The sequence below is a fragment of the Streptomyces sp. SAS_270 genome (genome assembly GCF_052543295.1).
On the sequence record NZ_JBMNDS010000028.1, the window covers coordinates 77,426 to 100,861 of the forward strand.

Genomic DNA, 23,436 nt, shown 5'->3' on the forward strand with positions numbered 1-23,436 from the left:
GCCGACGTTGGCTTGATTGCGCCTACGGCGGGCTCAGGTCACCCGGACGGGAAACGGGTTCCGTTGGCGAGCGCTAACGAACGCCTCCCAGCAGCCCGTTGAGCTCGGCGTAGTCGAGGCCTCCGGCCAGCGGCCCGTACGTCCCCTCGCCCAGCAGCTCCCGCGCGGCGCGGCGGACCACGGCGTGCGCGGCCTGCGCGAGTCCGGCACCCGCGCTGATCCGGGCGACTCCGAGGGCGGCGAGCTCGGCGACGGACGGCGCACCGGGGCCCACCATCACGTTCAGCGGGCCCTCGACGCCCTCGACGAGGGACTTCACCACCTCCGGGTCGACGGCCCCGGGGACGAAGATCCCGTCGGCACCGGCGGCAAGGAAGGCGGCGGCCCGCTCCAGGGTCTCCTCGACTTTTCCGGCACCCCTCAGATACGTGTCGATGCGGGCGTTGACGAACAAGGGCACTCCGGCCGCGTCGGCCGCGGCACGGGCCGCGGCGATCCGTTCGGCCTGCTCGGCGACCGGGCGAAGGGGCGCCTCTGCGCCGTAGAGGGCGTCCTCGATGTTCACGCCCACCGCGCCGGCCGCGAGGACGGCGCGGATCGTGTCCCCCACACCCTCGGCGTCGGCGGCGTAGCCGCTCTCGACATCCGCGCTGACGGGCACGCGGACGGCTGCGGCGATCCGCTCGACGGCACCGAGCGCGCTGTCCCGGTCGAGCCGGTCCATGTCCGCCGCGCCCAGGTCCCAGGCGAGGCCCGCGCTGGTGGTCGCCACCGCGGCGGCGCCCGCCTCCTCGATGATCCGGGCACTGGCGGTGTCCCAGGCGTTCGGGAGGACGAGCGGACGGCCCGGGACGTGCAGCGCGCGGAAGGCCACGGCGGATTCGTGCAGCGGGTGCGGGGTGGGGTTCGCGTTCTCATTCGCCTGCAGGTTCGTCATGGGCCCGAGCCAACCAGGGGGCACGCTCGGTGGCTGGCGAGAATCCGACATGTATGTGAACCCCCGAGCGTTCGGCGCTCTCGGTGGGCTGCGGCATTTAATGCGTTGACAGCATCCCGGACTGTTCCTACTTTGGTTGACGGTCCTGTTGCCGTCGATTGGAGAAGGACGTTGCTCGTCTGAGGTCTTGAGACACCGCGTCACACAACGCAGCCCCCTTCATGGGCGCCCGTGTGCGCAGCGTGCGACCTCGGCATTCGAGCCGTCCTCCGGAACAGGGCCTTTCTGCTGCCCGCCGGTACTGGACCGTCGTCGCCCCGCGGTGTCCCGAACGCGTTGCCCCCGACCCCACCTAGCAACCGCGAGGCACTCATGTCAACCTTCCCCATCTCCATCGCCTGCACGTCCCTGTCCTTCGCCTGGCCGGACGGAACGGTCGTCTTCGACGATCTCCAAGTCGCCTTCGGCCCCGGCAGGACCGGGCTCGTCGGCGTCAACGGATCAGGGAAATCAACCCTCTTGAAGCTGATCGCCGGGGAACTCACCCCGGCGGACGGCGCGATCCGTGTCGCGGGCGAGGTCGGCTACCTGCCGCAGAGCGTCACGCTGGACACCGGCCTGCGCGTCGACGAGGCGCTCGGCATCGCCGCCGTCCGCGCCGCGCTGCACGCCATCGAGGCGGGTGACGTCGCCGAGGAGCACTTCGAGGCCGTCGGCGACGACTGGGACGTAGAGGAGCGCGCGCTCGCGACGCTCGGTGAACTCGGCCTCGGTCACATCGAGTTGGACCGCACCATCGGGGAGGTCTCCGGTGGCGAGTCGGTACTGCTGCGGCTGGCCGCGCTGCTGCTGCGCCGACCCGACGTCCTGCTCCTCGACGAGCCGACCAACAACCTGGACCTGTATGCGCGGCGACGGCTGTACGCCGCCGTCCAGGCCTGGTCCGGGGTCATGGTCGTGGTCAGCCACGACCGCGAACTCCTCGACCTGGTCGACCAGATCGCCGATCTGCGTTCCGGAGAGATCACCTGGTACGGCGGCACCTTCTCCGCGTACGAGGAGGCGCTCGCCACCGAGCAGGAGGCGGCGGAGCGCATGGTGCGCGTCGCCGAGTCCGACCTGAAGAAGCAGAAGCGCGAACTGTCGGAGGCACACATGAAGTTGGCCCGCCGCAAGCGGTACGGCCAGAAGATGTGGGACCAGAAGCGCGAACCGAAGATCGTGATGGGCGCGCGCAAACGTGCCGCCCAGGAGTCCGCGGGCAAACACCGCATCATGCACGAGGAGAAGCTCACCGAGGCCAAGGAACGGCTCGACGAGGCGGTGGACGCCGTACGGGACGACGACGAGGTCCGTATCGAGCTGCCGTACACGGCCGTACCGCCCGGCCGCACCGTACTCACACTCCAGCAACTGGAGTTGCTGTACGGGGCGCGCGTGAACGGGATCTTCGAGCTGCGCGGGCCGGAGCGGATCGCGCTGATCGGACGCAACGGCGCGGGCAAGACCACGCTGCTGCGCACCGTCGCGGGCGAACTGGCGGCGGTGTCCGGCGAGGCGCAGGCCCATGTGCCGCTGCGCTTTCTGCCGCAGCGGCTCGATGTCCTCGACGACGAGCTGACCGTCGCCGAGAACGTCGCCCGCTTCGCGCCGGGTGCCACCAACAACCGGATCCGGGCGCGGCTGGCCCGCTTCCTGTTCCGCGGGGCGCGCGCCGACCAGCAGGCGGCGACGCTCTCCGGAGGCGAGCGTTTCCGGGCGGCCCTGGCCGCCCTGATGCTCGCCGAGCCCGCACCGCAGCTGCTGATGCTCGACGAGCCGACGAACAACCTCGACATGGCGAGCGTCCGGCAGCTCACCACGGCTCTGGAGTCGTACGAGGGCGCACTGATCGTCGCCGGCCACGACGTGCCGTTCCTGAAGTCGATCGGAATCACGCGGTGGCTGCTGCTGGAAGGAGGAGAACTGAAAGAAATCGCTCCGGAAGCTGTCGGGTATCCCGCTTAGCGGCCGGTACCGCGAGCGCCTACCGTCGGGTACGGAGGCCGGCCCACGTCGACCCCGGGGGCTTTTGTCGGCGCGCACCATCGCTGCATGATGTGCGCCGACACCCCCTGCCGTTTTGGAGACCTGCCCGTGCCCAGCCAGAAAGCCCTGATACGCCGTCCCGGTCCACGCCTCGCCGAGGGGCTGGTGACGCACATCGAGCGCGAGAAGGTGGACGTCGACCTGGCGGTCGAGCAGTGGGAGGCGTACGCGGAGGCGCTGCGTGCGCACGGCTGGGACACCGTCGAGGTGGAGCCCGCCGACGACTGCCCGGACGCCGTGTTCGTCGAGGACGCCGTCGTCGTGTACCGCAACGTCGCCCTGATCTCGCGCCCGGGCGCCGAGTCCCGGCGCGGCGAGACCGCCGGGGTCGAGGAGGCCGTGGCCCGCCTCGGCTGCTCGGTGAACTGGGTCTGGGAGCCGGGCACCCTGGACGGCGGCGACATCCTGAAGGTCGGCGACACCGTGTACGTGGGCCGCGGCGGGCGCACCAACGCGGCCGGGCTCCAACAGCTCAGGGCGGCCTTCGAACCGCTCGGGGCGCGGGTCGTTGCCGTACCCGTCAGCAAAGTGCTGCACCTGAAGTCGGCGGTCACGGCGCTGCCCGACGGCACCGTGATCGGGCACGAACCGCTCGTGGACACGCCTTCGCTGTTCCCGCGCTTCCTGCCGGTGCCGGAGGAGTCCGGGGCGCATGTGGTGCTGCTCGGCGGCGGAAAGCTGCTGATGGCGGCGAGCGCGCCGAAGACGGCCGAGCTGTTCGCGGATCTCGGCCACGAACCCGTTCTCGTGGACATCAGCGAGTTCGAGAAGCTCGAAGGCTGTGTGACATGTCTCTCTGTCCGCCTGAGAGAGCTGTACGGGTGAACGGATGATCGATATGCCCCATTCGACCCCCCGACCTGCGGGTCCACCGAATACCCGGTTCCCGGCAGGCACCCCTACTGATCAGCAGTGTTTACACCGCCCTTAACCTACGGATACGTAACCTACGGATACGTAGCCTACGATGCCGTAGGTTGCGAATCCCGCTCAGTGTTCCCGTTCGGCAATCACGTCCCCTCTGGAGTACCCGTGACGATCACCTCCCCGCACCTCGGTAGCCCGTCCACCGCCTGGACCGACGCTCGGCTGCTGTACGCCTTGGAGGAAGTGGTCGAGACGGAGCTCAACCGCCACCTGAAGGTGGCCAAGGACTGGATGCCGCACGAGTACGTGCCGTGGAGCGACGCCCGCAACTTCCCGGGCATCTTCGAGGACGGCGAGGCCTGGGGCAAGGAGCAGTCCAAGGTCACCGAGCTCGGCCGGATCGCCCTGGTGGTCAACCTCCTGACCGAGGACAACCTGCCGAGCTACCACCACGAGATCGCCTCGCTCTTCGGCCGCGACGGCGCCTGGGGCACCTGGGTGCACCGCTGGACCGCGGAGGAGGGCCGGCACGGCATCGTGATGCGCGACTACCTGCTCGCCTCGCGCGCCGTGGACCCGGACCAGCTCGAAGCGTTCCGTATGCAGCACATGAGCGAGGGCTTCGAGTCGGACAACCGCCACTCGATGCTGCACTCCGTCGCGTACGTCGCCTTCCAGGAGCTCGCGACCCGCGTCTCGCACCGCAACACCGGCCACCAGTCGGGCGACCCGGTCTGCGACCGCATGCTGGCGCGCATCGCGACCGACGAGAACCTGCACATGGTCTTCTACCGCAACCTCCTCAAGGCCGCGTTCGAGCTGGCCCCCGACCTCACCATGCAGGCCGTGCGCGACGTCGTCGTGAACTTCCGGATGCCCGGCCACGGCATGCCCGGCTTCGAGCGCGCCGCCGCACAGATGGCCATCGGCGAGGTCTACAACATGCGCATCCACCACGACGACGTGCTGCAGCCGGTGCTGCGCCACCTCAAGGTGCTGGAGATCGACGGCCTCGGCCCTGAGGGCCTGCACGCGCAGGAGGAGCTCGGTCTCTTCATGGGCGGCCTGGACGCCGAGGCCCTCAAGTTCGACGAGAAGCTCGCGGCCCGCAAGGCGCGGATGGCCGCGCGCGCCGCCGGCTGACCCTCTTCCTTCCCGGCCACCCCAGGTCAGGGCCCGTCGCGGGCCCTGACCGGGTCACCTCACTCGTACGCCGTCACCTGGTCCAGCGCCGCGTCCCGCACGTCGGCCACCGGGTGGCGGCGCAGTGCTCTCAGCCGCTCCCGCCAGGGCGCGGTCCAGCCCGTGCGGCCGCCGATCGCCTCGGTGACGGCCGCGGCGAGCATCCCCTCGCCGTACCCGCCGTGCTCCGTGAGCCGCCCCACCGCGTCGAGCAGCGCCTCGGAGTCCCCCTCCTGCGGCTGCCGCTGCAACCGCTCCCCCAGCTCACGGGCCGTCCGGGCGGCGAGCGCCGGGCGGCCTTCGGTGAGGGCGGACAGCCGGTCGAGCCGCAGCGGCTCCTCGTCCAGGTCCAGATGGAACGCCATGATCGCGGCGGCCTGCGGTACGAAGGCGTCGTACCCGGCGAGCAGCTCGGCGGCGGCCAGCGCCGCGGACCGGATGGTTCCAGGAGCCGTCCTGGCCCGCTGGTCGAGGACCCCGACGAGATGGTCGACGCGCTGCCGGGCCGGACGATCGCGATGCTCGCCGGCATCGGCGTGCGCGTCGGCGTGCGCAGCCGGGGCCGCCTCCGCCTCGGCCAACGTCCTCAGGGCCCACTCAAGGGCCGCCACCCCCCGAGGTGCACCGGCGGCCGCGGTCACCAGACCGTCCGCGGCCGCGCGCCATGTCGTACGTTCGTCCAGATCGGTGGTGGCCTCGGCGAGGACCGTCGCGGCTTGCGGGGACCACAGGGCCCAGCGGGCCAGGGCGGCGAAAGCGGGCGCGGCGGTCTCCGGGTCGTCGGTGCGGGACACCTCGCGCACCAGGCGGGCGTAGCGCTCTCGATGGGGCTCGGGCAGGTCGAAGGGGGTGACGCGCAGGATCGCGGCGCGCAGCACCGGCTCGGCGCCCGCCGCGTCGTGCAGCAGGTTCCACACGGATTCCTCGGCGAGCAGGCTGCCCGCGAAGGCCACGACGGCGGCGCGGACGTCGCGGTGGGTGCCCGGCGCCGCGTACGCCTCGGTCAGCAGCGCCGCCGCCTGCGGTACCGGAAGCCGCACCGCGGCCAGCCGGGCGGCCTCCTTGCGGCTGGTCACCTTGCTGTCCGACGCGAACAGCACCGCGCGCAGCTGCTCGGCGAGGCGGGACGGTGCGGCATACCGCGACGCCTGCGTGGCCGCGTACACCGCGACCCGTGCGCGCTCGCCGCCCGCGTGGGCCAGCAGTTCGGGCAGCGCCTCGGCGGGCCGGTCGGTACGGGCGAGCGCGGCCAGGGCCGCCTCGGCGAGCACCACGTCCGGGGAATCCGTCCAGCGCCGTACGAGATCGGCGCCGCAGCCCGGGATGCGCGCACCCTGTGCGACGGCCTCGGCCCGCTGGTACGCCGGCAGTCCGGTGTCCTCGGCCTCCTTGGTCAACTGCCGTGCCACCGCGAGCTGTTGGCGTGGTACCCAACGCCGGATGTCACGGTCCACCGACACGGTCCAGGGGGTGCCCTTGGTCAGAAAGCGCCCGTACGGAGGGGCCTCGGCGAGCAGCAGGTCGAGCAGATCGGTACGGCGCCGCGTGACGATCTCGCGGACGGACCACAGTGCGCTCGCGGAGGGTTCCAGTGCGAGGATGCGCGCCACCCGCTCGTCCCGCGCCGCGGGCGCCTCCAGCCACAGTTCGACCGCGCTGCGCACGGTCCCGTCACTGCCGTAACGGATGGCCTGCCACAGCAGTTCCTGCAGCTCGGGCATGCCGGCGGCGCGGCGCCCCACCGCGCGGGCGAGCGCGAAGGCGAGACTGTAGTCGGACTTCTCGGCGCCGGCCTCGATCCAGGGGCGCAGGGCCTCGTACACCTGGTGTTCCTGGCCGCGGCGCAGTTTCGCGTCGAGTCGGCCGAGGTCGGCGCCGCCGGTGTTGCCGGAGATCCGGACCAGGGTGCGCAGGGCCCAGTTCACCAACTCCCGTCGCCCGTCGGCCGCGTGCTCGCGCAGCACGCCGACGGCGAGTCGGCTCAGGTGCCGGCGGGTGTCGGGCGAGGAGTCGCGGGCCTCGACGGCGTCCACGGCGATCCGGTCGAGGTACGGCTCGGCGTCCTCGGTGAACAACGCCGCCCGGACGCCGGACAGCGCGCCGAGGGCGGCCGAGCGCACCGGGTCCTGCTCGTTGCGCAGCCGCCCCATTTCCTCCAGTACGAAGGCGACGGCCCCCGGGTCGCCGGAGCGGGCGGCGTTGCGGATGAGGAAGGGCCAGGCGTCCGCGCGGTCTTCGGCGGCCGGACGGCGGGTGGCCTCGATGAGCCGCTCGCGCACTTCGGCGACGGGCAGGAAGGAATCGGCGAGCAGCAGAGTCTTCCATGTGGCGCCGCGTTCGCGCGCGACGGCGGCCATCCGCCGGGCCTCCTCGGCGACAGCACTGCGAGGCAGTACTCCGAGGATGACCGCGTCGAGGACGACGTGTCCGCCTCCGCGGCCTTCCTGCGTGGCCCGGTAGAAGGCGTGGCGCCGAGCGGGCGGCAGGGCCTTCACGAGCGGGTCGAGGCCGCCCCAGTCGGCCAGGACGCCGGCGTACGCGGCGAGTTCGGGTGCGCCGGAACGGGCCAGCCTGTGCAGCACGGCGCGGCTCAGGGCCCTTCTGCGGCGCGCGGCGATTCCGGCGAGCGTGAGCAGCAGCCTCAGCAGCCCGCTCGGGTCGGCCTTCGCGAACTCCCCCAGCACGTCGTGCAGTTGGTACGGCAACGTGGGAGGCCCGAAGCGCTCCAGCAGGTCGAGTACGCGCAGGGGCTCCGCTCGGGCGGTGGCGGCCACGCCCGGCGTGTACCGGGCCCACCAGGTGGCGCGCAACGCCTCGGGCAGCGCCGTCAACTCCCGTTCCGCGACGTCGAGAAGGGGGCCGGGGTGCCACTTGGCGAGCGCCTTCCAGCCGGTGACGGCATGGAAGAGGTCGGGAAGCAGCCGGGCGACCGTCTGCGGAGTGCATCCGGGCAGCAGCCGCGCCGCCTCCGCGTCACCCCAGTCGTGCCGCACCGCGTCCACCAGCCGCTCGGCGAGCGCAATGCGCCGTCCGGCGACGATCGCACGCAGCAGCTCTCTGCGGATCACCTCCGGGGCGTCGTCGAGCGCCGACTCGTAGGCGGCGTCGGGCACATGGAGGCTTTCGGCGACCCGCTGGGCGTGTCCGCGCACGAAGGCGTCCGGATCGGCGAGGCGGTCCGCGATCCACTCGACGTCCTGGCCCACGGAAGCGGCCACGACAGCGATCCCGCGTTCGTAAGGGCCGCGCGTTTCGAGCTCCTCCAGCACCGGTCGCAGCGCGGCCGTCTCCTTGACCCGCCGGGCGAGCTCACGCATGCGCTGGGGGTACGCGAGCGGGTCGAGGGCGTGCAGCAGCCCTTCGACGTGCTGCTCGGCATGCTGCTGCTCGGAGGTGCGGGTCATACAGGGATTCTGTCTGCTGGATGCCGTACGGCGTACTGATTTCCCGGCGGCCGCCGGGGCGCCCCCAGCAGTTCCCGGGCGGGGAGGGGGCGGAGCGGCTGGATTCGAACCAGCGTGTTCCGGTTTTGGAGACCGGCGCGCCTGCCTCTGCGCTACGGCCCCGCCCTTGCGGCCGAGCGTAATGCCTCAGCCAGGCGGATGGGTCCCACCGCACGCGTCCCCGTCGGGCGGCTCGGCGGGGGCGGTCCGGTGGACGCTGCGTACGGCGGCGACGTCCGCCGGAACGAGTGGCGCGGGAACGTGCGCGCTGCAGGCATCCAGGCGCCGCTTGATGCTCGCCGCGATGCCCTGTCCGAGCACGAACCGCGTGGCCGTGACCGCGCGCGGTGCCGTGTCGAGGAGCCGGTGCGCCTCGCGGCTGCGCAGACCCGTGTGGCTGAGGACGAGGTGGGTGAGGCGGTGTTCACCACCGGCGAGTACATCGGCCATCGCCTCGACGGCGGCGAGGTCGACGCTGTTGTCGTCCGCCCCGAGCACGGCGGCGGCCCGCACCCGGCCCAGGTCGAGCAACGCGACCCCGGCCGCGGTCGCAGCGGTCACCAGCCGGGCGGCGCTCTCGGGCCCAATCCCGTTACTGGCGATCGAGAGCCGAGACAGCCGTCCGTACGGCGCGCGGTCCAGGGCGGCGGCGAGGTGCTGCGCACCGGCGTCACCCAACCGGGCCGCGGACACATACAGTTCATCGACCGCGCCGGCGGCGATCAGGGCGGCCAACGCGGCCGCGCCCCGCAGACCCACCGGGTTGCCGCCGATGAACAGCCGCTCGACGCGGCGACCGTTGTCCGCCGCAGCGAGCAGCGCGTCAACGAGAACGACCGTGCCCGCCGCGTCGAGCCCGGTCTGCACGAGGTCGAGCGTGCGCAACGCACGTGCGGCGTCGATGAGTTCGGCCGCCGCCCGTCCTCCCTCACTGCCCAGCGGATTGCGCTTGAGCCACACGCCGGTGACGACGCTCGGCGAGGCTCGCAGGTTGTCGGCGATCCGGCAGGCGCCACCGGCCGTGATGCCGTTGCACCCGAGGTAGAGCGTCTCGGCGGCCGTGCCGCCCGCCACCGCCGCAGCACCCTCGTCGCCGAGCCCATCGGTGCCGAGCAGCAAGTGCCGTACGGGAGACGCACTTTGCGACATGGCCTCGGCCACGAGTACCGCGCCCCGGACACCCAGGCTCTGCTTGCACAGGTCGAGGCGGCCGTCGGGCAGCGCGGTGCCGGCCGTGAAGTCGAGCCGCTCCCCCGCCGGGCGGCCGTCGCGCAACCAGTCGAGCAGCGGCGCCAGTTCGGCCACCGGACGCGGTACGACGGAAGGCACTCCGGCAAAGCCTCGCACCGATGCCTCCTCGCGCCCGCTCACCACGCCGCCTCCCGGTAGTCCTTGAGGAACACCCCGGACACGGGCGCGCCCGCCTCCCCGCGCACGATCGGGTCGTACACGCGCGCCGCCCCGTCGACGATGTCCAGCGGCGTCCGGAACCCGGCGTCCGCCATCCGCGCCTTCTTCGGGGCAGGGTTCTCGTCGGTGATCCAGCCGGTGTCCACGGCGCACATGTGCACGCCCTGCTCGGCCAGTTCGGCGGAACTCGTCCGGGTGAGCATGTTGAGGGCGGCCTTGGCCATATTGGTGTGCGGGTGCCCCGCCATCTTGTTGCGCACGGCGAAACGGCCCTCGACCGCCGTCACGTTGACCACATAGCGGCGCGGATGCGGCGACGCCAGCAGCAGCGGCAGCAGCCGGTCGCAGAGCAGCGTCGGGGCCAGGGCGTTGACGAGCTGGGTCTCCAGGACCTCGGCCGGGTCGAGTTGGCCCAGTCTCGCCGACCAGGAGTTGTCCGGCGACGGATCGGGCAGCAGCCCGGCCTCGTCGGCCTCCCGCAAGGCCAGGGGGAGCGCCGCCGAACCGGTCCCCAACGCCCGCAGGGGCGTGAACCCAGGAGCCTCCCGCGCCCCTTCGGGCAGTCCGGGCAACTCCCCCGCAGCCAGCAGGGCGTACGACTCCACGGGCCTGCGCACCGTCTGCGCCGCGTTGTTCACGAGGATGTCGAGCGGCTCCCCCTCATGCCTCAACTGCTCGCACAGCCCGAGGACTTGGCGCGGATCACGCAGATCGACGGCGAGTACGGTCAGCCGGTCGCGCCACTTCTCGCTGCCCGGCTCGGCCCAGAACCGGCGCACGGTGTCGTGCGGGAACCGGCTGGTGACGAGGAGTTCGGCCCCGTCCCTCAGCATCATCAGAGCCAGCTGGAAACCGATCTTGACCCTGCCGCCGGTCAGCAGGGCGCGGCGACCGCTCAGATCGGTGCCGAGCGCCCGCCGGGCCGTGTTCTCGGCGGCGCACTCGGGGCACAGCCGGTGGTAGAAGGAGTCGACCTGTCGGTAAGGCGTCTTGCAGACGTAGCAGGCGCGCGGTTTCCGGAATACGCCGCCGAGGCCGGGGCCTGAACCAAGGCTGGGATCGAGACCAGGGCCAAGATCGGGGGCGAGGCCGGAACCGGGGTCGATGCCCGAGCCGGGGTCGGAGCCGGCGCCGAGGCCCGCGCCAGAGTCCGGACCGTCGATGGAGCCGGCGTCGGGGCCGCGACCAGTGGTCGTGAGCGGTGCGTCCTCGCGCCGGTCGAGCGCCCCGGTCGCGGTCGTCGCCATCACGGCCGCGTCGGCGGCGGACACTTCCGCTCCGCGCGCCTTGCGCCGACGCAGCCTGCCGTCGCGCGCGAAGGACACGGCGACCTGCTCGGCCCGCAGCCGTACCGGGTCGTCGACGGGCAACGCCCGCAGCCTGCCGACCGTACGGTGGAAGGCCGCCAGCTCCTCCTCGGTGATCGCGTCACCATCGCCCATGTCCCACCCCTGTGTGCTTCGCGGTGGATCAGGCCGGATTCGAACCGACGTAGCCTTCATGCGGTGAAGGAGCGCCTGCCTCTGCGCGACTGACCCGTAGGACACGGTCCGGACGACCGGATTCGAACCGGCGTGACCGCCTTGAGAGGGCGGCGAGTCTGCCTCTGCTCTACGTCCGGATGTGCCGGCAGAATCTTAGCCACACGCCCATTTGGACGCCCACCGATTTACCGGCCACGCCGGTACGGCGGGTACGGCGGGTACGGCAGGACCGGCAGGCACGGCAGGCACGGCAGACCAGTGAAGCGGCGGCCGCCCGCTCAGTCCTGCGTGCGCCGCAGGCTCAGCCGTTCCTTTTCGGAGAGGCCGCCCCAGACTCCGAAGCGCTCGTCGTTGTTGAGGGCGTACTCCAGGCACGCCGAACGCATCTGGCACATACCGCAGATGCGCTTCGCCTCGCGTACGGAGCTGCCCGGCTCGGGGAAGAAGAACTCGGCCCCCGTCTGTGCGCACAGCGCCTGCTCGTGCCAGGCGACGTCCGGCGGGGTGATCGTTTCGATGTGCATGGGCGAGATCGTGCCGTGCGGCGAAAAACGTTCGATCAACGCCGGATCAACGCCGTGTACCGAAGCCTCACCCCGCCCTCAGATGGTTGCCCGCCGCGCACCGGAGCGCACGGCGGCGCGCGAGGCGCGCGAGGACTTGGTGGATCCGACTGGTCACGTGAGGTGACGGCGTCCGTCACTGCGGCGGGCGGCCGCGCTGCGGCAGCGATTGTCAGTGGGCGGTGCAAGACTCGGCAGAGCAGGCAACGGGACCCCTCAAAGGAGGGCAATGATGCTCACCACCCGTTTTGTCACCGGCGCCCCTAACTGGATCGATGTCGGCACGTCCGACATCGACGGCGCCATCTCCTTCTACGGCGGCCTCTTCGGCTGGCAGTTCCAGTCGGCGGGACCGGACGCCGGCGGTTACGGCTTCTTCCAGCTCGCCGGAAAGACCGCGGCGGGCGGCATGCAGACCACGCCGGAACAGGGCCCGCCGTCCTGGACCGTGTACTTCCAGACCCCCGACGCGGAGGCCACGGCGAAGGCGGCCGAGCAGGCCAGGGGCTCCGTTCTCATGCAGCCCATGGACGTGATGGGCCAGGGGCACATGGCGATTCTCGCGGACCGGGCGGGCGCGCACTTCGGTCTCTGGCAGCCCGGCCAGACCAAGGGCATCGAGGTGGCGGGTGATCCGGGCTCGCTGTGCTGGGTCGAGCTGTACACACCGGACATCGCCTCGGCTGCCGCGTTCTACGACTCCGTGTTCGGCTGGGGCACCTCGGCCGCACCCTTCCCGGGTGGCACCTACACCTGTGTGAACCCGGCGGGAGCCGAGGAGGAGGACATGTTCGGCGGCTTCGTCCCGCTCGCCGACGACCCGGCCGAGGCGGACTCCGGTGCGTACTGGCTGCCGTACTTCGAGGTCGAGGACACGGACGCCGCGGTCGCCAAGGCCCAGGAGTCGGGCGGCGCGGTCCTCGTGCCCGCCACGGACATGGAGGGCGTCGGCCGGATGGCGAGGCTCGCCGACCCGTACGGGGCCAGGTTCGCCGTGATCAAGAGCGCGTCACAGCAGGGCTGAGCCGGACATCGGCCGGGCCCCGCCGCGTCGGGGTCCGGCCGTTGCGCTGTTCCGGGGGCGGGGTCCATCCGCTGTTCCAGGGCCGGGCCGTGCCGCTGTCCCCGGGTCGGGGGCCGGTCAGCCGTCCCAGGGTCCGGCCGGTCCGCCGTTTCAGGATCCGGCCGGTCCGCCGTTTCAGGATCCGGCCGGTCCGCCGTTTCAGGATCCGGCCGGTCCGCCGCCCCCTCCGACTCGCTTCCTCAGCACCCCACCCAGCCTTCACCTTCTGAACGCGAGGAGTTTTCGAGAGCGCTCTCAGTCATAACCCTTGACGGTGCAACTCCCCCTGGGAACAGTGGTGGACCGCAGGGACCGGCCTTCCCCACAGGGCCATGGTTCTCCCCTGCCTCCCCCCACATCCAGGAGGTCTGCCGTGATATCACGCCGCCTGTTCCTGACCGGAGCCGCCGCAGCCACGACCGCTGCCACCTACCCCGTATGGGGCAGCGCTCTCAGCCCCAGCGCCAAGGCCGCACCCGCTACCTGCCAACTCGCCCTGCGCAACGCCTCGTTGCCGGGCACCGTCCGGGCGTACGTCACCGGGCACGAGCAGGCCACCGGCAACTGGATCCTGCTGCGGGCCGACGGCAGCGTCTACCGGCCGAGCTCGCCGTCGGCCCCACAGACACCGCTGCCCGTCGACTGTTCCATCCCGCTCGGCGCCGCAGGCTCGGCACCCAAGGTACTGACACTCCCTCAGATGTACGGCGCCCGGATCTACTTCGTGCGCGACAACACCCTCTCCTTCTTCCTCAACCCCGGCCCCGCCCTGGTGGAGCCGGCCTTCGCCACGGCCGCCGACGCCAACTACGGCAGGACGTGGTCGTTCTGCGAGTTCACCTTCAACAGCGATCAGTTGTACGCGAACATCAGCTACGTCGACCTGGTGACCGCCCTGCCGATCGGTCTGACCCTGGAGGGCGACGCCACGCACACCGTCGCCCCGCTGCCCAACGGCGCCCTGGACAAGATCGCCTCGGGCCTCACGGCACAGGCCGCCAAGGACGGCCAGCCGTGGGACAAGCTCGTCATCCGGGGCTCCGACGGCAAGGTGCTGCGCGTCATCTCCCCGCAGAACCTGATGGCCCCCTACTTCGACCGGCCCGACCAGATGCCCTTCCGGTCCGTCTGGGACAGCTACATCGACCAGGTGTGGGCGAAGTACCGGAGCACCGACCTGCGGATCGACCTCCAGGGCGGCCGTGGCGTGTTCACCGGCCGGGTCAGCGGCGACACACTCACCTTCACCGGCGGGCACACCTTCACCAAGCCGACCTCGAAGGACATCTTCACCTGCAACCACGGCCCGTTCGCCAACAACCCCGGCGACCCCGACGACAAGAAGGGCCTGCTCGCCCGGCTCGCCGCCGGCTTCAACCGCTCGATCATGCTCACCCACCCCTCCCAGCCGAACGGCACGAGCACCGCCGACTACTACCAGGGCGCCACCACCAACCACTGGGCCCGAGTCGTCCACGCCAACTCGCCCATCGGGTACGCCTTCCCGTACGACGACGTACGCCCCGACGGCCAGCCGGACGTGTCGGGCGCGGCCCACGACGGCAACCCGCGACGGTTCACGGTGACCGTCGGGGCGTGAGCGCCGGCTGAGCCTCCGGACGCCCGGGCCTGGTGCCCGGGAGGCGACACCTGGCACCTGGTGCCCGGCGTCAGGCGGCCGAGCACGGCATCCGACCCGCCCCGATCGGCGATAGCATCAGCGGCAGTACCGGGGACAAGCCCCCACTACTGTCAAGGTCGAGGGGTGAGCACATGACGGCTGGCGTAAACGGGCCGGAGCCGGTACGGCGGCGCGACGCACAGCGCAACCGTGACCTGCTCGTCGCGGCGGCCCGTGCCGTCTTCGCCGAGCAGGGGCTCGACGCGCCGCTCGACGTGATCGCCCGGCGGGCCGGGGTGGGAAACGCCACGCTGTACCGGAACTTTCCCACCCGTGCCGCGCTCGTGGACGAGGTCTTCCAGGACGCACTGACCGGGACCATGGCCGCCGGGGAGCAGGCCCGGACCGTCGAGGACGGCTGGACGGGTCTGCTGGGTTACCTGGAAGCCGTCTTCGCCGGGCTGGCCGCGGACCGCGGCACGAACGACCTGATGACCACACATCTGGAGGGCGTCGCCTCGCTGGAGGCCGTCCACGCCCACAACCGGGAGACCGTGGACGTACTCCTGCGCCGCGGACGCGACCAGGGCACCGTGCGCGCCGACGTCACCACCGAGGACCTGCTTCTCGCGCTGGCCGCGCTCGGCCGCACCGTCCCGGCGCTCACCGTCGCGGACCCCGACGCGTGGCGCCGCCCACTCGCCCTCTTCCTCGACGGACTGCGCCCCTCCCCTGCCATGTCGAAGCTGCCGCAACCCCCGCTCACCGCAGCCCAACTAGGCACAGTTCTGACCGAGTTGGGCCCGCACCAGGACTGACGGGAGCGCGTCGACAGGATCCGGGCGAAGGCGCCCGGGAGGACGGCTAGGCGGAGGCCCGTCGTACGAGTGTCGTCGGCAGCACGACACTGGAGGGCAGGCCCGCCTGTACCGCCCGGCGGTCGAGGCCGCGCAGCAGCAGACGGGCCATCAACTTGCCCATTTCCTCTATGTCCTGACGGACCGTCGTGAGCGGTGGGTCGGTCTGCTCGGCGACCGGCAGCATGTCGTCGAAGCCGATCACGGCGACGTCGTCGGGCACGCGCCGCCCCTGGTCACGCAGGACGCGCAGGGCGCCGGAGGCCGTCAGATCGTTCGCGGCGAAGACGGCGTCCACGTCCGGGCAGTTTTCGAGCAGCTCCCGCATCGCCCGCTCGCCGCCCGTGGGCGTGAAGTCGCCCTGGACGACGAGCCGCGGGTCGGCGTCGACCATCACGTCCCGGAACCCGTCGAGCCGGTCGACGGCCGAGGTCTGGTCGAGGGGGCCGGTGATGTGGGCGATGCGCGTCCGGCCGAGTTCGACGAGATGGCGTACGGCGTCGCGGGCGCCACCCCGGTTGTCGCTGTCCACGTACACCGCGCCGCGCATGCCCTCGCCCCAGCCCGGCCGCCCGCCGAACACGGTGGGCACACCGGCGCCGTGGATCAGGCCCGGCAGCGGGTCGTCGAGGTGGAGCGAGAAGACGAGCGCTCCGTCCACGTGTCCGCCGGCGAGATAGCGGCCCACGCGTGCGTAGTCGTCGCGCCCCTCCGTGAGCAGCAGCACCAGCTGTGAGTCATGAGCGGTCAACTCCTTGCTGATTCCCCGGAGTTGGAGTGCGAAGAAGGGGTCGGCGAAGACCCGGGGTTCCGGTTCGGCGATCACCACGGCCACGGCGTCGTGGCGCCGGGTGACCAGGCTGCGCGCGGCCTGGTTGGGCACGTATCCGAGTTCTTCGACGGCTCTTCTGACGCGCTCCACGAGGGGCTCGCGCACCCCGTCGCCCCCGTTGACGACCCGCGACACGGTGGCCCGGGAGACCCCGGCCCGCGCGGCCACCGCCTCCAGCGTGGGGCGCGGCTCTGTCGTCGACTCGGTCACCTCGGGGCTCCTCAGCGGGTGGCGGTTGTGGATCAGGATAGCCGCCGTCCTGCGTGCGGTGAGAGCGCTCCCGGCGCGAAGTCCGCCTCGCCGAAATCGTGTTGCGCGGACCGTGCGGCACCTCGTGCCCGGCACGGTCGCGCCGGGTCCCGGCCGAGCCCGGGGCTCCTACTGGTCCGTGTGCCTGGCCCGGCTCGGCTGCACCCGTTTCGGCTCGCCCGGCATCTTCGGGTACTCGGGCGGGTACGGCAGGTCGCCCAGGCCGTGGTCGTGCTCGTCCCGGCTGGCGAGTTCGAGCAGCGCCTCCAGGGAGAAGGCGTGGTCGTCCATGTCGGCGTGCACGTCGCCGAGTTCGGCGAAGCGTGCGGGCATGGTCGCCAGGTCGAAGTCCCGGGGCCTGGCGTCCTCCACCTCGTCCCAGCTCAGCGGGGCGGAGACGGGGGCGTGCGGCCGGGGGCGCACGGAGTAGGCGGAGGCGATGGTGCGGTCGCGGGCGGTCTGGTTGTAGTCGACGAAGATCTTCTCGCCGCGTTCCTCCTTCCACCAGTGCGTGGTCACCTGGTCGGGCATCCGGCGCTCCAGTTCGCGCCCGACGGCGATCGCGGCCCGGCGTACCTGGGTGAAGGTCCAACGCGGTTCGATCGGCACGAAGACGTGCAGGCCGCGGCCGCCGGACGTCTTGGGCCAGCCGCGCAGGCCGCCGTACTCGTGGAGGACTTCGCGCAGTTCATGGGCGGCGCGGACGGCGTCGGTGTAGTCCGTGCCGGGCTGCGGGTCGAGGTCGATACGGAGTTCGTCGGGGCTGTCGACGTCGTCGCGGCGTACCGGCCACGGGTGGAAGGTGAGTGTGCCGAACTGGGCGGCCCACAGGACGGCGGCGGGCTCGGTGGGGCACATCTCGTCGGCGCTGCGGCCGCTGGGGAAGGTGATGTGAGCGGTCGGGATCCAGTCGGGCATGTTCTTCGGCGCCCGCTTCTGGAAGAAGGACTCGCCGGCCACGCCGTCCGGGTAGCGCTCCAGGGTGGTGGGGCGGTTGCGCAGCGCGCGCAGGATGCCGTCGCCGACCGCCAGGTAGTACTGGGCGAGGTCCAGCTTCGTGAAGCCGCGCTCCGGAAAGAAGATCTTGTCCGGACTGGACAGCCGTACCGTCCTGCCGGCCGTCTCCAGTTCCACCGCATCGCCCATGCGAGCCACGGTAGGCGTATCGCTCATACATCGCATACCGGGCAAAATTCTGCGAACCGCAGCAGAATCGGACCATGGATCTGCCGGTGATGCCGCCCGTGAAGCCGATGCTCGCCAAGTCCGTGGCGAAGATCCCGCCGGACATGCAGTACGAGGCGAAGTGGGACGGGTTCCGGGCGATCGTGTTCCGCGACGGGGACGAGGTCGAGCTCGGCAGCCGTACCGGCAAGACGCTGACCAGGTATTTTCCTGAGCTCGTGGCCGCGCTGAAGGAGCGGCTGCCGGGGCGCTGCGTGATGGACGGGGAGATCGTGATCGCCCGGGAGGGCCGGCTCGACTTCGACGCGCTCACCGAGCGCATCCACCCGGCGGACTCACGGGTGCGGATGCTGGCCGAGAGGAACCCGGCCTCGTTCGTGGCCTTCGACCTGCTGGCGCTGGCCGACGAGTCCCTGCTCGACGTCCCGCTGGGCGACCGGCGCGCCCTGCTGGTGATGGCTCTGTCGGGGGTGATGGCGCCGGTCCACCTGGCGCCCGCGACGACGGACCGCGAGGTGGCCGAGCGGTGGTTCGATCAGTACGAGGGGGCGGGCCTCGACGGGGTCGTCGCCAAGCCGCTGACCCTGCGCTACCGCCAGGACGAACGCGCCATGTTCAAGATCAAGCACGAGCGCACGGCGGACGTGGTCGTCGCCGGCTACCGCCTCCACAAGAGCGGGCCCGTCGTCGGCTCCCTGCTGCTCGGCCTCTACGACGCCGAAGGCACCCTTCAGCACGTGGGGGTGAGCGCCGCGTTCCCGATGAAGCGGCGCGCGGAGCTGGTGGAGGAGCTGGAGCCGCTGCGGCTGGAGGATGTCGGCCTGCATCCGTGGGCCGCCTGGTCGGATGAGGCCGCGCACGAGACGGCGCGGCTGCCGGGGGCGCCCAGCCGGTGGTCCACCAAGAAGGACTTCTCCTGGGTGCCGCTGCGGCCCGAGCTGGTGGCCGAGGTGGCGTACGACCACATGGAGAACGGCGTCCGCTTCCGCCACACGGCCCGCTTCCGCCGCTGGCGCCCCGACCGTACGGCCGAGAGCTGCACCTACAGCCAGCTCGAGGAGCCGGTCGGATACGACCTCGCGGAGGTCTTCGGCCCGCAGGACTGATCGCTTCCGCCCCACTCCCACCCCTGCCGCATGGTCGCGCTGAGCCGATCGGCCTACCCACCGCGCACAATCAGAACCGATCGGGTATGGCCATCAAAGAGCGTATAAGCGCACAATGAACGACACAGGACAGGGTGGCAGGGTGGCCATGAGACAGGTGGCGCGGGTGCGGCGTAGTGCGATGACGGCAGCGCTGCTGACCGCGGCGGTGGTGGGCTCGTTGAGTACGGGCTGCACCGTGCGTGGTGGCGGAGTCGACGACGGGCGCGGCCGGGGACAGGGCCAGGGGGAGAGCGAGGGCACGGGGCAGGACAACAGGACGGCGCCGAGCGGCGGTTCGGTCCTCGCGGTGAAGATCGACAACGTGAGTGCGGCCCGCCCCCAGACGGGTCTGGACGCGGCCGACATCGTGTACGCGGAGCAGGTCGAAGGCGGTCTGAGCCGGCTGATGGCGGTGTACGCGACCCAGCTGCCGAAGTCCGTCGGGCCGGTGCGCAGTGCCCGCGAGTCCGATCTGGAGCTATTGCGCCAGTTCGACGACCCGACGCTGGCGTTCTCCGGGGCGCAGCACAAGCTCCTGCCACTGATCGACAAGGCGCCGCTGCACGCGCGGCCGGCGGACAGCGGGACCGACGGCTTCTACCGGGGCGCGGACAAGCCCGCTCCGCACAATCTCTATCTCCACCCCCAGCAGCTGGTGGGGACCGCGGCAGGCTCCGGGGCCCTGACGACGGGGTTCCACTACGGTGCGGCTCCCGCTGGTGGCAGCCCGGAGAGCGAGCGCACGGTCCGCTTCCCCTCGGCCCGCTTCACCTTCACCTGGTCCACGAGCCGGTCGCGCTGGCTGGTGTCGATGGACGGGACGCCGACGGTCCTGACGTCGGGGCAGCGGGTGGCTCCCGCGACCGTGGTGGTGCAGCACGTGAAGGTGCGCGCGTCGAAGTTCCACGACTACCTGGGCAACAACACGCCGTACACGGAGACCGTGGGTGCGGGGAAGGCCGAGGTGCTGCGCGACGGACAGGTTTTCGACGTCGGCTGGAAGCGCGCGACGGCCACGGGCGGCACCGAGTTCACGACGGCGGACGGAGCGCCGATGAACTTCGCGAAGGGCCAGGTGTGGGTGATCTTCGCGAAGGCGTGAACCAGGAGAAGGCGGGAAGCGGCACGCGAGGTCAGCGCTGGGTGACGAGGGGATCCGCGGGAGCGGGGTTGCGGAGCCCCTCGGCTGCGTCGGAGACGCGCTGGATGAGATCGAAGAAGACGCCCTGCTCCTCCGCGGAGAGCGGGGCCAGGAAGACCTGGTTCATCCGGGCCGTACGCACGGTGAGCTTGCGGTGCGTACGCGTCCCCTCGTCCGTCAGGCGGAGCAGGAAGCGGCGGCCGTCCTGCGGGTCGCGCACCTTGTCGAGCAGCCCTCGACGGCCGAGCCTGCTGATCACCTCGGCGATGGTCGACCGGTCCAGGCCCACCCGCTCCCCCACGGTCCGCTGGTCGAGGCCCGGCTCCGCGACGAGCGCGTTCAGGACCGCGAACTGCGGTGACGTGATCTCCTCCGACACCATCGCGTTCCAGAGCAGGTAGTGCGCCTGCTGCAGCCGCCGGGCCAGGTGCCCGGGGTGCGTGGACAGGTCCACCGCGGCCATGTGCGCTCCTCAGCTCCGGGTACGCGCCGCACCTCGCCGCGCGTCGGGTTCGTTTCGTCGGTGTACTGATTCGTTGGTGTACTGAACGATACAAGGATGCACCTCACCCTGTCTCCTACGTGGCACGGAGACTCTCACCTGCACATTCATTCGGGGTCTTGACTGCCAGGAGATCCGGTGGCAGCGTGTTTGAAACCTCGGACAAATAATCAGTGCCCTGACTAAATGCGGTGCTGGACGCTCGGTAGAGATGGGGCTTCACGGATGGACAAGGTGGTCGCCACAGCCGTTGAGGCCGTGGCCGATGTGCCGGACGGTGCGACGCTCGCCGTGGGCGGGTTCGGACTGAGCGGTGTGCCGAACGTGCTGATCCAGGCTCTGTACGAGCGGGGAATCTCCGGTCTGGGCGTGGTCTCCAACAACTGCGGGGCGATGGAGTCCGGTCTCGCGGTGCTGCTGGCGGCGGGGCGGATCGCCCGGGTGACCGGCTCCTACATCGGCGCGAACAAGGAGTTCGCCCGGCAGTACCTGGCCGGGGAGCTGGAAGTCGAGATGATCCCCCAGGGCACGCTGGCCGAACGGCTGCGCGCGGGCGGGGCCGGGATCCCGGCCTTCTACACCCCGGCCGGAGTGGGCACCCAGGTCGCCGACGGCGGGCTGCCGTGGCGCTACGACGGCTCCGGCGGGGTCGCGGTGGCGTCGCCGCCCAAGGAGGTGCGGGAGTTCGACGGCACCGCGTACGTGCTGGAGCGCGGTATCCGCACCGACTTCGCGCTGGTACGCGCCTGGAAGGGCGACCGGCACGGCAACCTGGTCTTCAACAAGTCCTCCCGCAACTTCAACCCCCTCGCCGCGATGGCCGGGCGCGTGACGATCGCGGAGGTCGAGGAGCTCGTGGAGCCCGGGGAGATCGACCCGGACGCGGTGCACCTGCCGGGAATCTTCGTGCAGCGGGTGGTCGCGCTCACAGCGGAGCAGGCAGGCGCGAAGATGATCGAACGGCGCACGGTTTCCGCGCCTGCGGGACAAGGGACGGTGGGTGCCTGATGGCCTGGACACGCGAGGAGATGGCGGCGCGCGCCGCGCGAGAGCTCCAGGACGGGCAGTACGTCAACCTCGGCATCGGTCTGCCGACGCTGATCCCCAACTACCTCCCCGACGACGTCGAGGTGATCCTGGAGTCGGAGAACGGCATCCTGGGCACCGGCCCCTATCCCACCGACGAACAGGTCGACCCGGACCTGATCAACGCGGGCAAGGAGACCGTCACCGTCCTGCCGGGCGCCTCCTTCTTCGACTCGGCGCTCTCCTTCGGGATGATCCGCGGCGGGCACATCGACGTCGCCGTCCTGGGTGCCATGCAGGTCTCCGCGGCCGGGGACCTCGCCAACTGGGCCATCCCCGGCAAGCTGATCACCGGCATCGGCGGGGCGATGGACCTGGTGCACGGCGCCCGCACCGTCATCGTGGTGATGACGCACACCGCCAAGGACGGCAGCCCGAAGATCCTTCAGGAGTGCGCCCTGCCGCTGACGGGCCAGGCCTGCGTCAACCGGATCATCACCGACCTCGGCGTCCTCGACGTCACCGCCGACGGGCTGCTCCTGGTGGAGTGCGCGCCGGGCGTGAGCATCGAGGACATCATCGCCAAGACCGACGCCAAGCTGACCGTTGCGGAGGACCTGCAGTGAAGGACGTCTACATCGTCGATGCCGTGCGCACGCCGATCGGCCGTTACAACGGCGCCCTGTCGAGCGTGCGCCCGGACGACTTGGCCGCTCACGCGATTCGCGAACTCCTGGCGCGTACACCGAAGTTGGACCCGTCCCGGATCGAGGACGTGTACTTCGGCAACGCCAACGGCGCCGGTGAGGAGAACCGCAACGTGGGCCGGATGGCCGCCCTGCTCGCCGGGCTGCCCACCTCCGTGCCGGGCGTGACCGTCAACCGGCTGTGCGCCTCCGGCCTGGAGGCGGTCATCCAGGCCGCGCGCGCCATCGCGGTCGGCGACGCCCACATCGCGCTCGCGGGCGGGGTGGAGTCCATGACCCGGGCCCCCTACGTGCTGCCCAAGAACGACAGGCCCTTCCCCGCCGGGCACGCCGAGCTGTACTCGACCACGCTGGGCTGGCGCATGGTCAACCCGAGGATGGACCCGCAGTGGACGATCCCGCTCGGCGAGTCCGCGGAACTGATCGCCGACAAGCACAAGATCAGCCGCGAGCAGCAGGACGAGTTCGCCCTCAACAGCCACCGCAAGGCGGCCGCCGCTCAGCAGACGGGCCTGTTCGACGCCGAGCTCGCGCCGGTGACGATCCCGCAGCGCAAGGGCGACCCGGTCGTCTTCGGCGCCGACGAGAGCGTACGACCGGACGGCTCTCTGGCGGCGATGGCCAAGCTCAAGCCGTCCTTCCGCACCGAGAACGGAACGGTCACCGCGGGCAACGCCTCCCCCCTCAACGACGGCGCCGCCGCCCTGCTCCTGGTCGACGAGGAGGGGCTGAAGGCGACCGGCCGCGAACCCCTGGCCCGCGTCTCGGCGACCGGCGTCTCCGCGATCGACCCGCAGTACTTCGGCCTCGCCCCCGTCGAAGCCGTCAACCGAGCCCTGGCCAAGGCGGGCAAGGGATTTGACGATCTGTCAACTCTTGAGCTGAACGAGGCCTTCGCCGCTCAGGTGCTCGGCTGCGTGGCCGAGTGGCCCGAGTTCGACCCCGCGATCCTCAACCCCCGGGGCGGCGCGATCGCCCTCGGCCACCCGCTCGGCGCGTCCGGCGCCCGGCTCGCCGGGACCGTCGCCCACCAACTCGCCCGCCAGGGCGGCGGAGTCGGCGTCGCCACCCTCTGCATCGGTGTCGGCCAGGGCCTCGCCCTCGTCCTCGAACGCTGAAGGAAGCACCAGG

19 protein-coding genes and 3 tRNA genes are annotated in these 23,436 nt (G+C 71.3%); 11 read left to right on the forward strand and 11 right to left on the reverse strand.

Going from position 1 to position 23,436, the window contains the following annotated elements; genetic code table 11:
• Window positions 1-73: 73 nt before the first annotated feature.
• Window positions 74-937 (reverse strand): isocitrate lyase/PEP mutase family protein, encoded by an 864-nt coding sequence (locus tag ACN6LB_RS20475; protein WP_445027182.1) that lies wholly within the window; start codon window positions 935-937, stop codon window positions 74-76.
• A 372-nt stretch (window positions 938-1,309) separates the two neighbouring features.
• On the opposite strand from ACN6LB_RS20475, the gene ACN6LB_RS20480 reads away from it, so the two are divergent.
• The 3 genes from ACN6LB_RS20480 to ACN6LB_RS20490 all read left to right on the forward strand — a co-directional run bounded on the left by ACN6LB_RS20480 (window position 1,310) and on the right by ACN6LB_RS20490 (window position 5,035).
• The gene (locus ACN6LB_RS20480; protein ID WP_445027183.1) at window positions 1,310-2,944 is read left to right on the forward strand and encodes an ABC-F family ATP-binding cassette domain-containing protein; all 1,635 of its coding nucleotides are present in this window, start codon (window positions 1,310-1,312) and stop codon (window positions 2,942-2,944) included.
• Between the two features lie 129 nt (window positions 2,945-3,073).
• Window positions 3,074-3,850, forward strand: coding sequence for a dimethylargininase (gene ddaH, locus ACN6LB_RS20485; protein WP_445027184.1), 777 nt, complete (start codon window positions 3,074-3,076; stop codon window positions 3,848-3,850).
• Window positions 3,851-4,057: 207 nt separating this feature from the next.
• Window positions 4,058-5,035 carry an acyl-ACP desaturase gene (locus ACN6LB_RS20490; RefSeq protein WP_356143111.1) on the forward strand — a complete coding sequence of 326 codons (978 nt, stop codon included), beginning with the start codon at window positions 4,058-4,060 and terminating at the stop codon, window positions 5,033-5,035.
• A gap of 59 nt (window positions 5,036-5,094) precedes the next feature.
• On the opposite strand, the gene ACN6LB_RS20495 is transcribed toward ACN6LB_RS20490, so the two are convergent.
• The 7 genes from ACN6LB_RS20495 to ACN6LB_RS20525 form a co-directional block, all read right to left on the reverse strand.
• A complete protein-coding gene (locus tag ACN6LB_RS20495; protein ID WP_445027185.1) occupies window positions 5,095-8,478 on the reverse strand; it encodes a hypothetical protein in 3,384 nt (1,127 codons plus the stop codon).
• 88 nt (window positions 8,479-8,566) lie between these two features.
• Window positions 8,567-8,642, reverse strand: a tRNA-Trp gene (locus ACN6LB_RS20500).
• Between the two features lie 22 nt (window positions 8,643-8,664).
• Window positions 8,665-9,864 carry a ribonuclease inhibitor gene (locus tag ACN6LB_RS20505; protein WP_445027186.1) on the reverse strand — a complete coding sequence of 400 codons (1,200 nt, stop codon included), beginning with the start codon at window positions 9,862-9,864 and terminating at the stop codon, window positions 8,665-8,667.
• A 20-nt stretch (window positions 9,865-9,884) separates the two neighbouring features.
• Complete coding sequence (locus ACN6LB_RS20510) at window positions 9,885-11,369, reverse strand: SDR family NAD(P)-dependent oxidoreductase (RefSeq protein ID WP_445027187.1); 1,485 nt, start codon at window positions 11,367-11,369, stop codon at window positions 9,885-9,887.
• Between the two features lie 24 nt (window positions 11,370-11,393).
• Window positions 11,394-11,465 (reverse strand) — tRNA-Ala (locus ACN6LB_RS20515).
• Window positions 11,466-11,476: 11 nt separating this feature from the next.
• A tRNA-Glu gene (locus ACN6LB_RS20520) sits at window positions 11,477-11,548 on the reverse strand.
• Between the two features lie 141 nt (window positions 11,549-11,689).
• A complete protein-coding gene (locus ACN6LB_RS20525) occupies window positions 11,690-11,935 on the reverse strand; it encodes a WhiB family transcriptional regulator (protein ID WP_356143121.1) in 246 nt (81 codons plus the stop codon).
• A gap of 271 nt (window positions 11,936-12,206) precedes the next feature.
• Between ACN6LB_RS20525 and ACN6LB_RS20530 the strand changes: the two genes are divergently transcribed.
• From ACN6LB_RS20530 to ACN6LB_RS20540, 3 genes are all read left to right on the forward strand, one after another.
• Window positions 12,207-12,998: a VOC family protein gene (locus ACN6LB_RS20530; RefSeq protein WP_445027188.1), complete on the forward strand. Its 792-nt coding sequence runs from the start codon at window positions 12,207-12,209 to the stop codon at window positions 12,996-12,998.
• A 412-nt stretch (window positions 12,999-13,410) separates the two neighbouring features.
• Window positions 13,411-14,637: a glycoside hydrolase family 64 protein gene (locus ACN6LB_RS20535; protein ID WP_445027189.1), complete on the forward strand. Its 1,227-nt coding sequence runs from the start codon at window positions 13,411-13,413 to the stop codon at window positions 14,635-14,637.
• Window positions 14,638-14,810: 173 nt separating this feature from the next.
• A complete protein-coding gene (locus ACN6LB_RS20540) occupies window positions 14,811-15,476 on the forward strand; it encodes a TetR/AcrR family transcriptional regulator (protein ID WP_445027190.1) in 666 nt (221 codons plus the stop codon).
• Between the two features lie 46 nt (window positions 15,477-15,522).
• Here the strand turns inward: ACN6LB_RS20540 and ACN6LB_RS20545 are convergent, their stop codons facing one another.
• Together ACN6LB_RS20545 and ligD are read right to left on the reverse strand one after the other, a co-directional pair.
• Entirely contained in the window at window positions 15,523-16,557 is a 1,035-nt protein-coding gene (locus ACN6LB_RS20545) for a LacI family DNA-binding transcriptional regulator (RefSeq protein WP_445027191.1), read from the reverse strand.
• 168 nt (window positions 16,558-16,725) lie between these two features.
• Window positions 16,726-17,742, reverse strand: coding sequence for a non-homologous end-joining DNA ligase (ligD, locus tag ACN6LB_RS20550; RefSeq protein ID WP_445027192.1), 1,017 nt, complete (start codon window positions 17,740-17,742; stop codon window positions 16,726-16,728).
• Window positions 17,743-17,816: 74 nt separating this feature from the next.
• On the opposite strand from ligD, the gene ACN6LB_RS20555 reads away from it, so the two are divergent.
• Window positions 17,817-18,887, forward strand: a complete 1,071-nt coding sequence (locus ACN6LB_RS20555; protein ID WP_445027193.1) for an ATP-dependent DNA ligase — start codon at window positions 17,817-17,819, stop codon at window positions 18,885-18,887.
• Between the two features lie 148 nt (window positions 18,888-19,035).
• On the forward strand, window positions 19,036-20,031 hold the full coding sequence (locus tag ACN6LB_RS20560; protein ID WP_445027194.1) for a DUF3048 domain-containing protein: 996 nt from the start codon (window positions 19,036-19,038) through the stop codon (window positions 20,029-20,031).
• A gap of 31 nt (window positions 20,032-20,062) precedes the next feature.
• Here ACN6LB_RS20560 and ACN6LB_RS20565 read toward each other — a convergent pair whose 3' ends face one another.
• Window positions 20,063-20,533 carry a MarR family winged helix-turn-helix transcriptional regulator gene (locus tag ACN6LB_RS20565; RefSeq protein WP_356143137.1) on the reverse strand — a complete coding sequence of 157 codons (471 nt, stop codon included), beginning with the start codon at window positions 20,531-20,533 and terminating at the stop codon, window positions 20,063-20,065.
• Window positions 20,534-20,797: 264 nt separating this feature from the next.
• Here ACN6LB_RS20565 and ACN6LB_RS20570 point away from each other — a divergent pair, with 264 nt between their 5' ends.
• Genes ACN6LB_RS20570 through ACN6LB_RS20580 form a run of 3 tightly spaced genes read left to right on the forward strand, consistent with a single transcriptional unit; the run spans window position 20,798 to window position 23,423 of the window.
• Window positions 20,798-21,580: a CoA transferase subunit A gene (locus tag ACN6LB_RS20570; protein ID WP_445027195.1), complete on the forward strand. Its 783-nt coding sequence runs from the start codon at window positions 20,798-20,800 to the stop codon at window positions 21,578-21,580.
• Window positions 21,580-22,224 carry a CoA transferase subunit B gene (locus tag ACN6LB_RS20575; protein WP_445027196.1) on the forward strand — a complete coding sequence of 215 codons (645 nt, stop codon included), beginning with the start codon at window positions 21,580-21,582 and terminating at the stop codon, window positions 22,222-22,224. The genes ACN6LB_RS20570 and ACN6LB_RS20575 overlap by 1 nt, the downstream gene beginning before the upstream one ends.
• Window positions 22,221-23,423, forward strand: a complete 1,203-nt coding sequence (locus ACN6LB_RS20580) for a thiolase family protein (protein ID WP_445027197.1) — start codon at window positions 22,221-22,223, stop codon at window positions 23,421-23,423. Before ACN6LB_RS20575 ends, ACN6LB_RS20580 begins: the two co-directional genes overlap by 4 nt.
• The last annotated feature ends 13 nt before the right edge of the window (window positions 23,424-23,436 follow it).

Coding starts and splice junctions, on each gene's coding strand:
- ACN6LB_RS20530 (WP_445027188.1), top strand. CDS start 12,207: ATGCTCACCACCCGTTTTGTCACCGGCGCCCCTAACTGGATCGATGTC.
- ACN6LB_RS20555 (WP_445027193.1), top strand. CDS start 17,817: ATGGATCTGCCGGTGATGCCGCCCGTGAAGCCGATGCTCGCCAAGTCC.
- ACN6LB_RS20495 (WP_445027185.1), bottom strand. CDS start 8,478: ATGACCCGCACCTCCGAGCAGCAGCATGCCGAGCAGCACGTCGAAGGG.
- ACN6LB_RS20525 (WP_356143121.1), bottom strand. CDS start 11,935: ATGCACATCGAAACGATCACCCCGCCGGACGTCGCCTGGCACGAGCAG.
- ACN6LB_RS20510 (WP_445027187.1), bottom strand. CDS start 11,369: ATGGGCGATGGTGACGCGATCACCGAGGAGGAGCTGGCGGCCTTCCAC.
- ACN6LB_RS20480 (WP_445027183.1), top strand. CDS start 1,310: ATGTCAACCTTCCCCATCTCCATCGCCTGCACGTCCCTGTCCTTCGCC.
- ACN6LB_RS20560 (WP_445027194.1), top strand. CDS start 19,036: ATGAGACAGGTGGCGCGGGTGCGGCGTAGTGCGATGACGGCAGCGCTG.
- ACN6LB_RS20565 (WP_356143137.1), bottom strand. CDS start 20,533: ATGGCCGCGGTGGACCTGTCCACGCACCCCGGGCACCTGGCCCGGCGG.
- ACN6LB_RS20475 (WP_445027182.1), bottom strand. CDS start 937: ATGACGAACCTGCAGGCGAATGAGAACGCGAACCCCACCCCGCACCCG.
- ACN6LB_RS20540 (WP_445027190.1), top strand. CDS start 14,811: ATGACGGCTGGCGTAAACGGGCCGGAGCCGGTACGGCGGCGCGACGCA.
- ligD (WP_445027192.1), bottom strand. CDS start 17,742: ATGGGCGATGCGGTGGAACTGGAGACGGCCGGCAGGACGGTACGGCTG.
- ACN6LB_RS20570 (WP_445027195.1), top strand. CDS start 20,798: ATGGACAAGGTGGTCGCCACAGCCGTTGAGGCCGTGGCCGATGTGCCG.
- ACN6LB_RS20575 (WP_445027196.1), top strand. CDS start 21,580: ATGGCCTGGACACGCGAGGAGATGGCGGCGCGCGCCGCGCGAGAGCTC.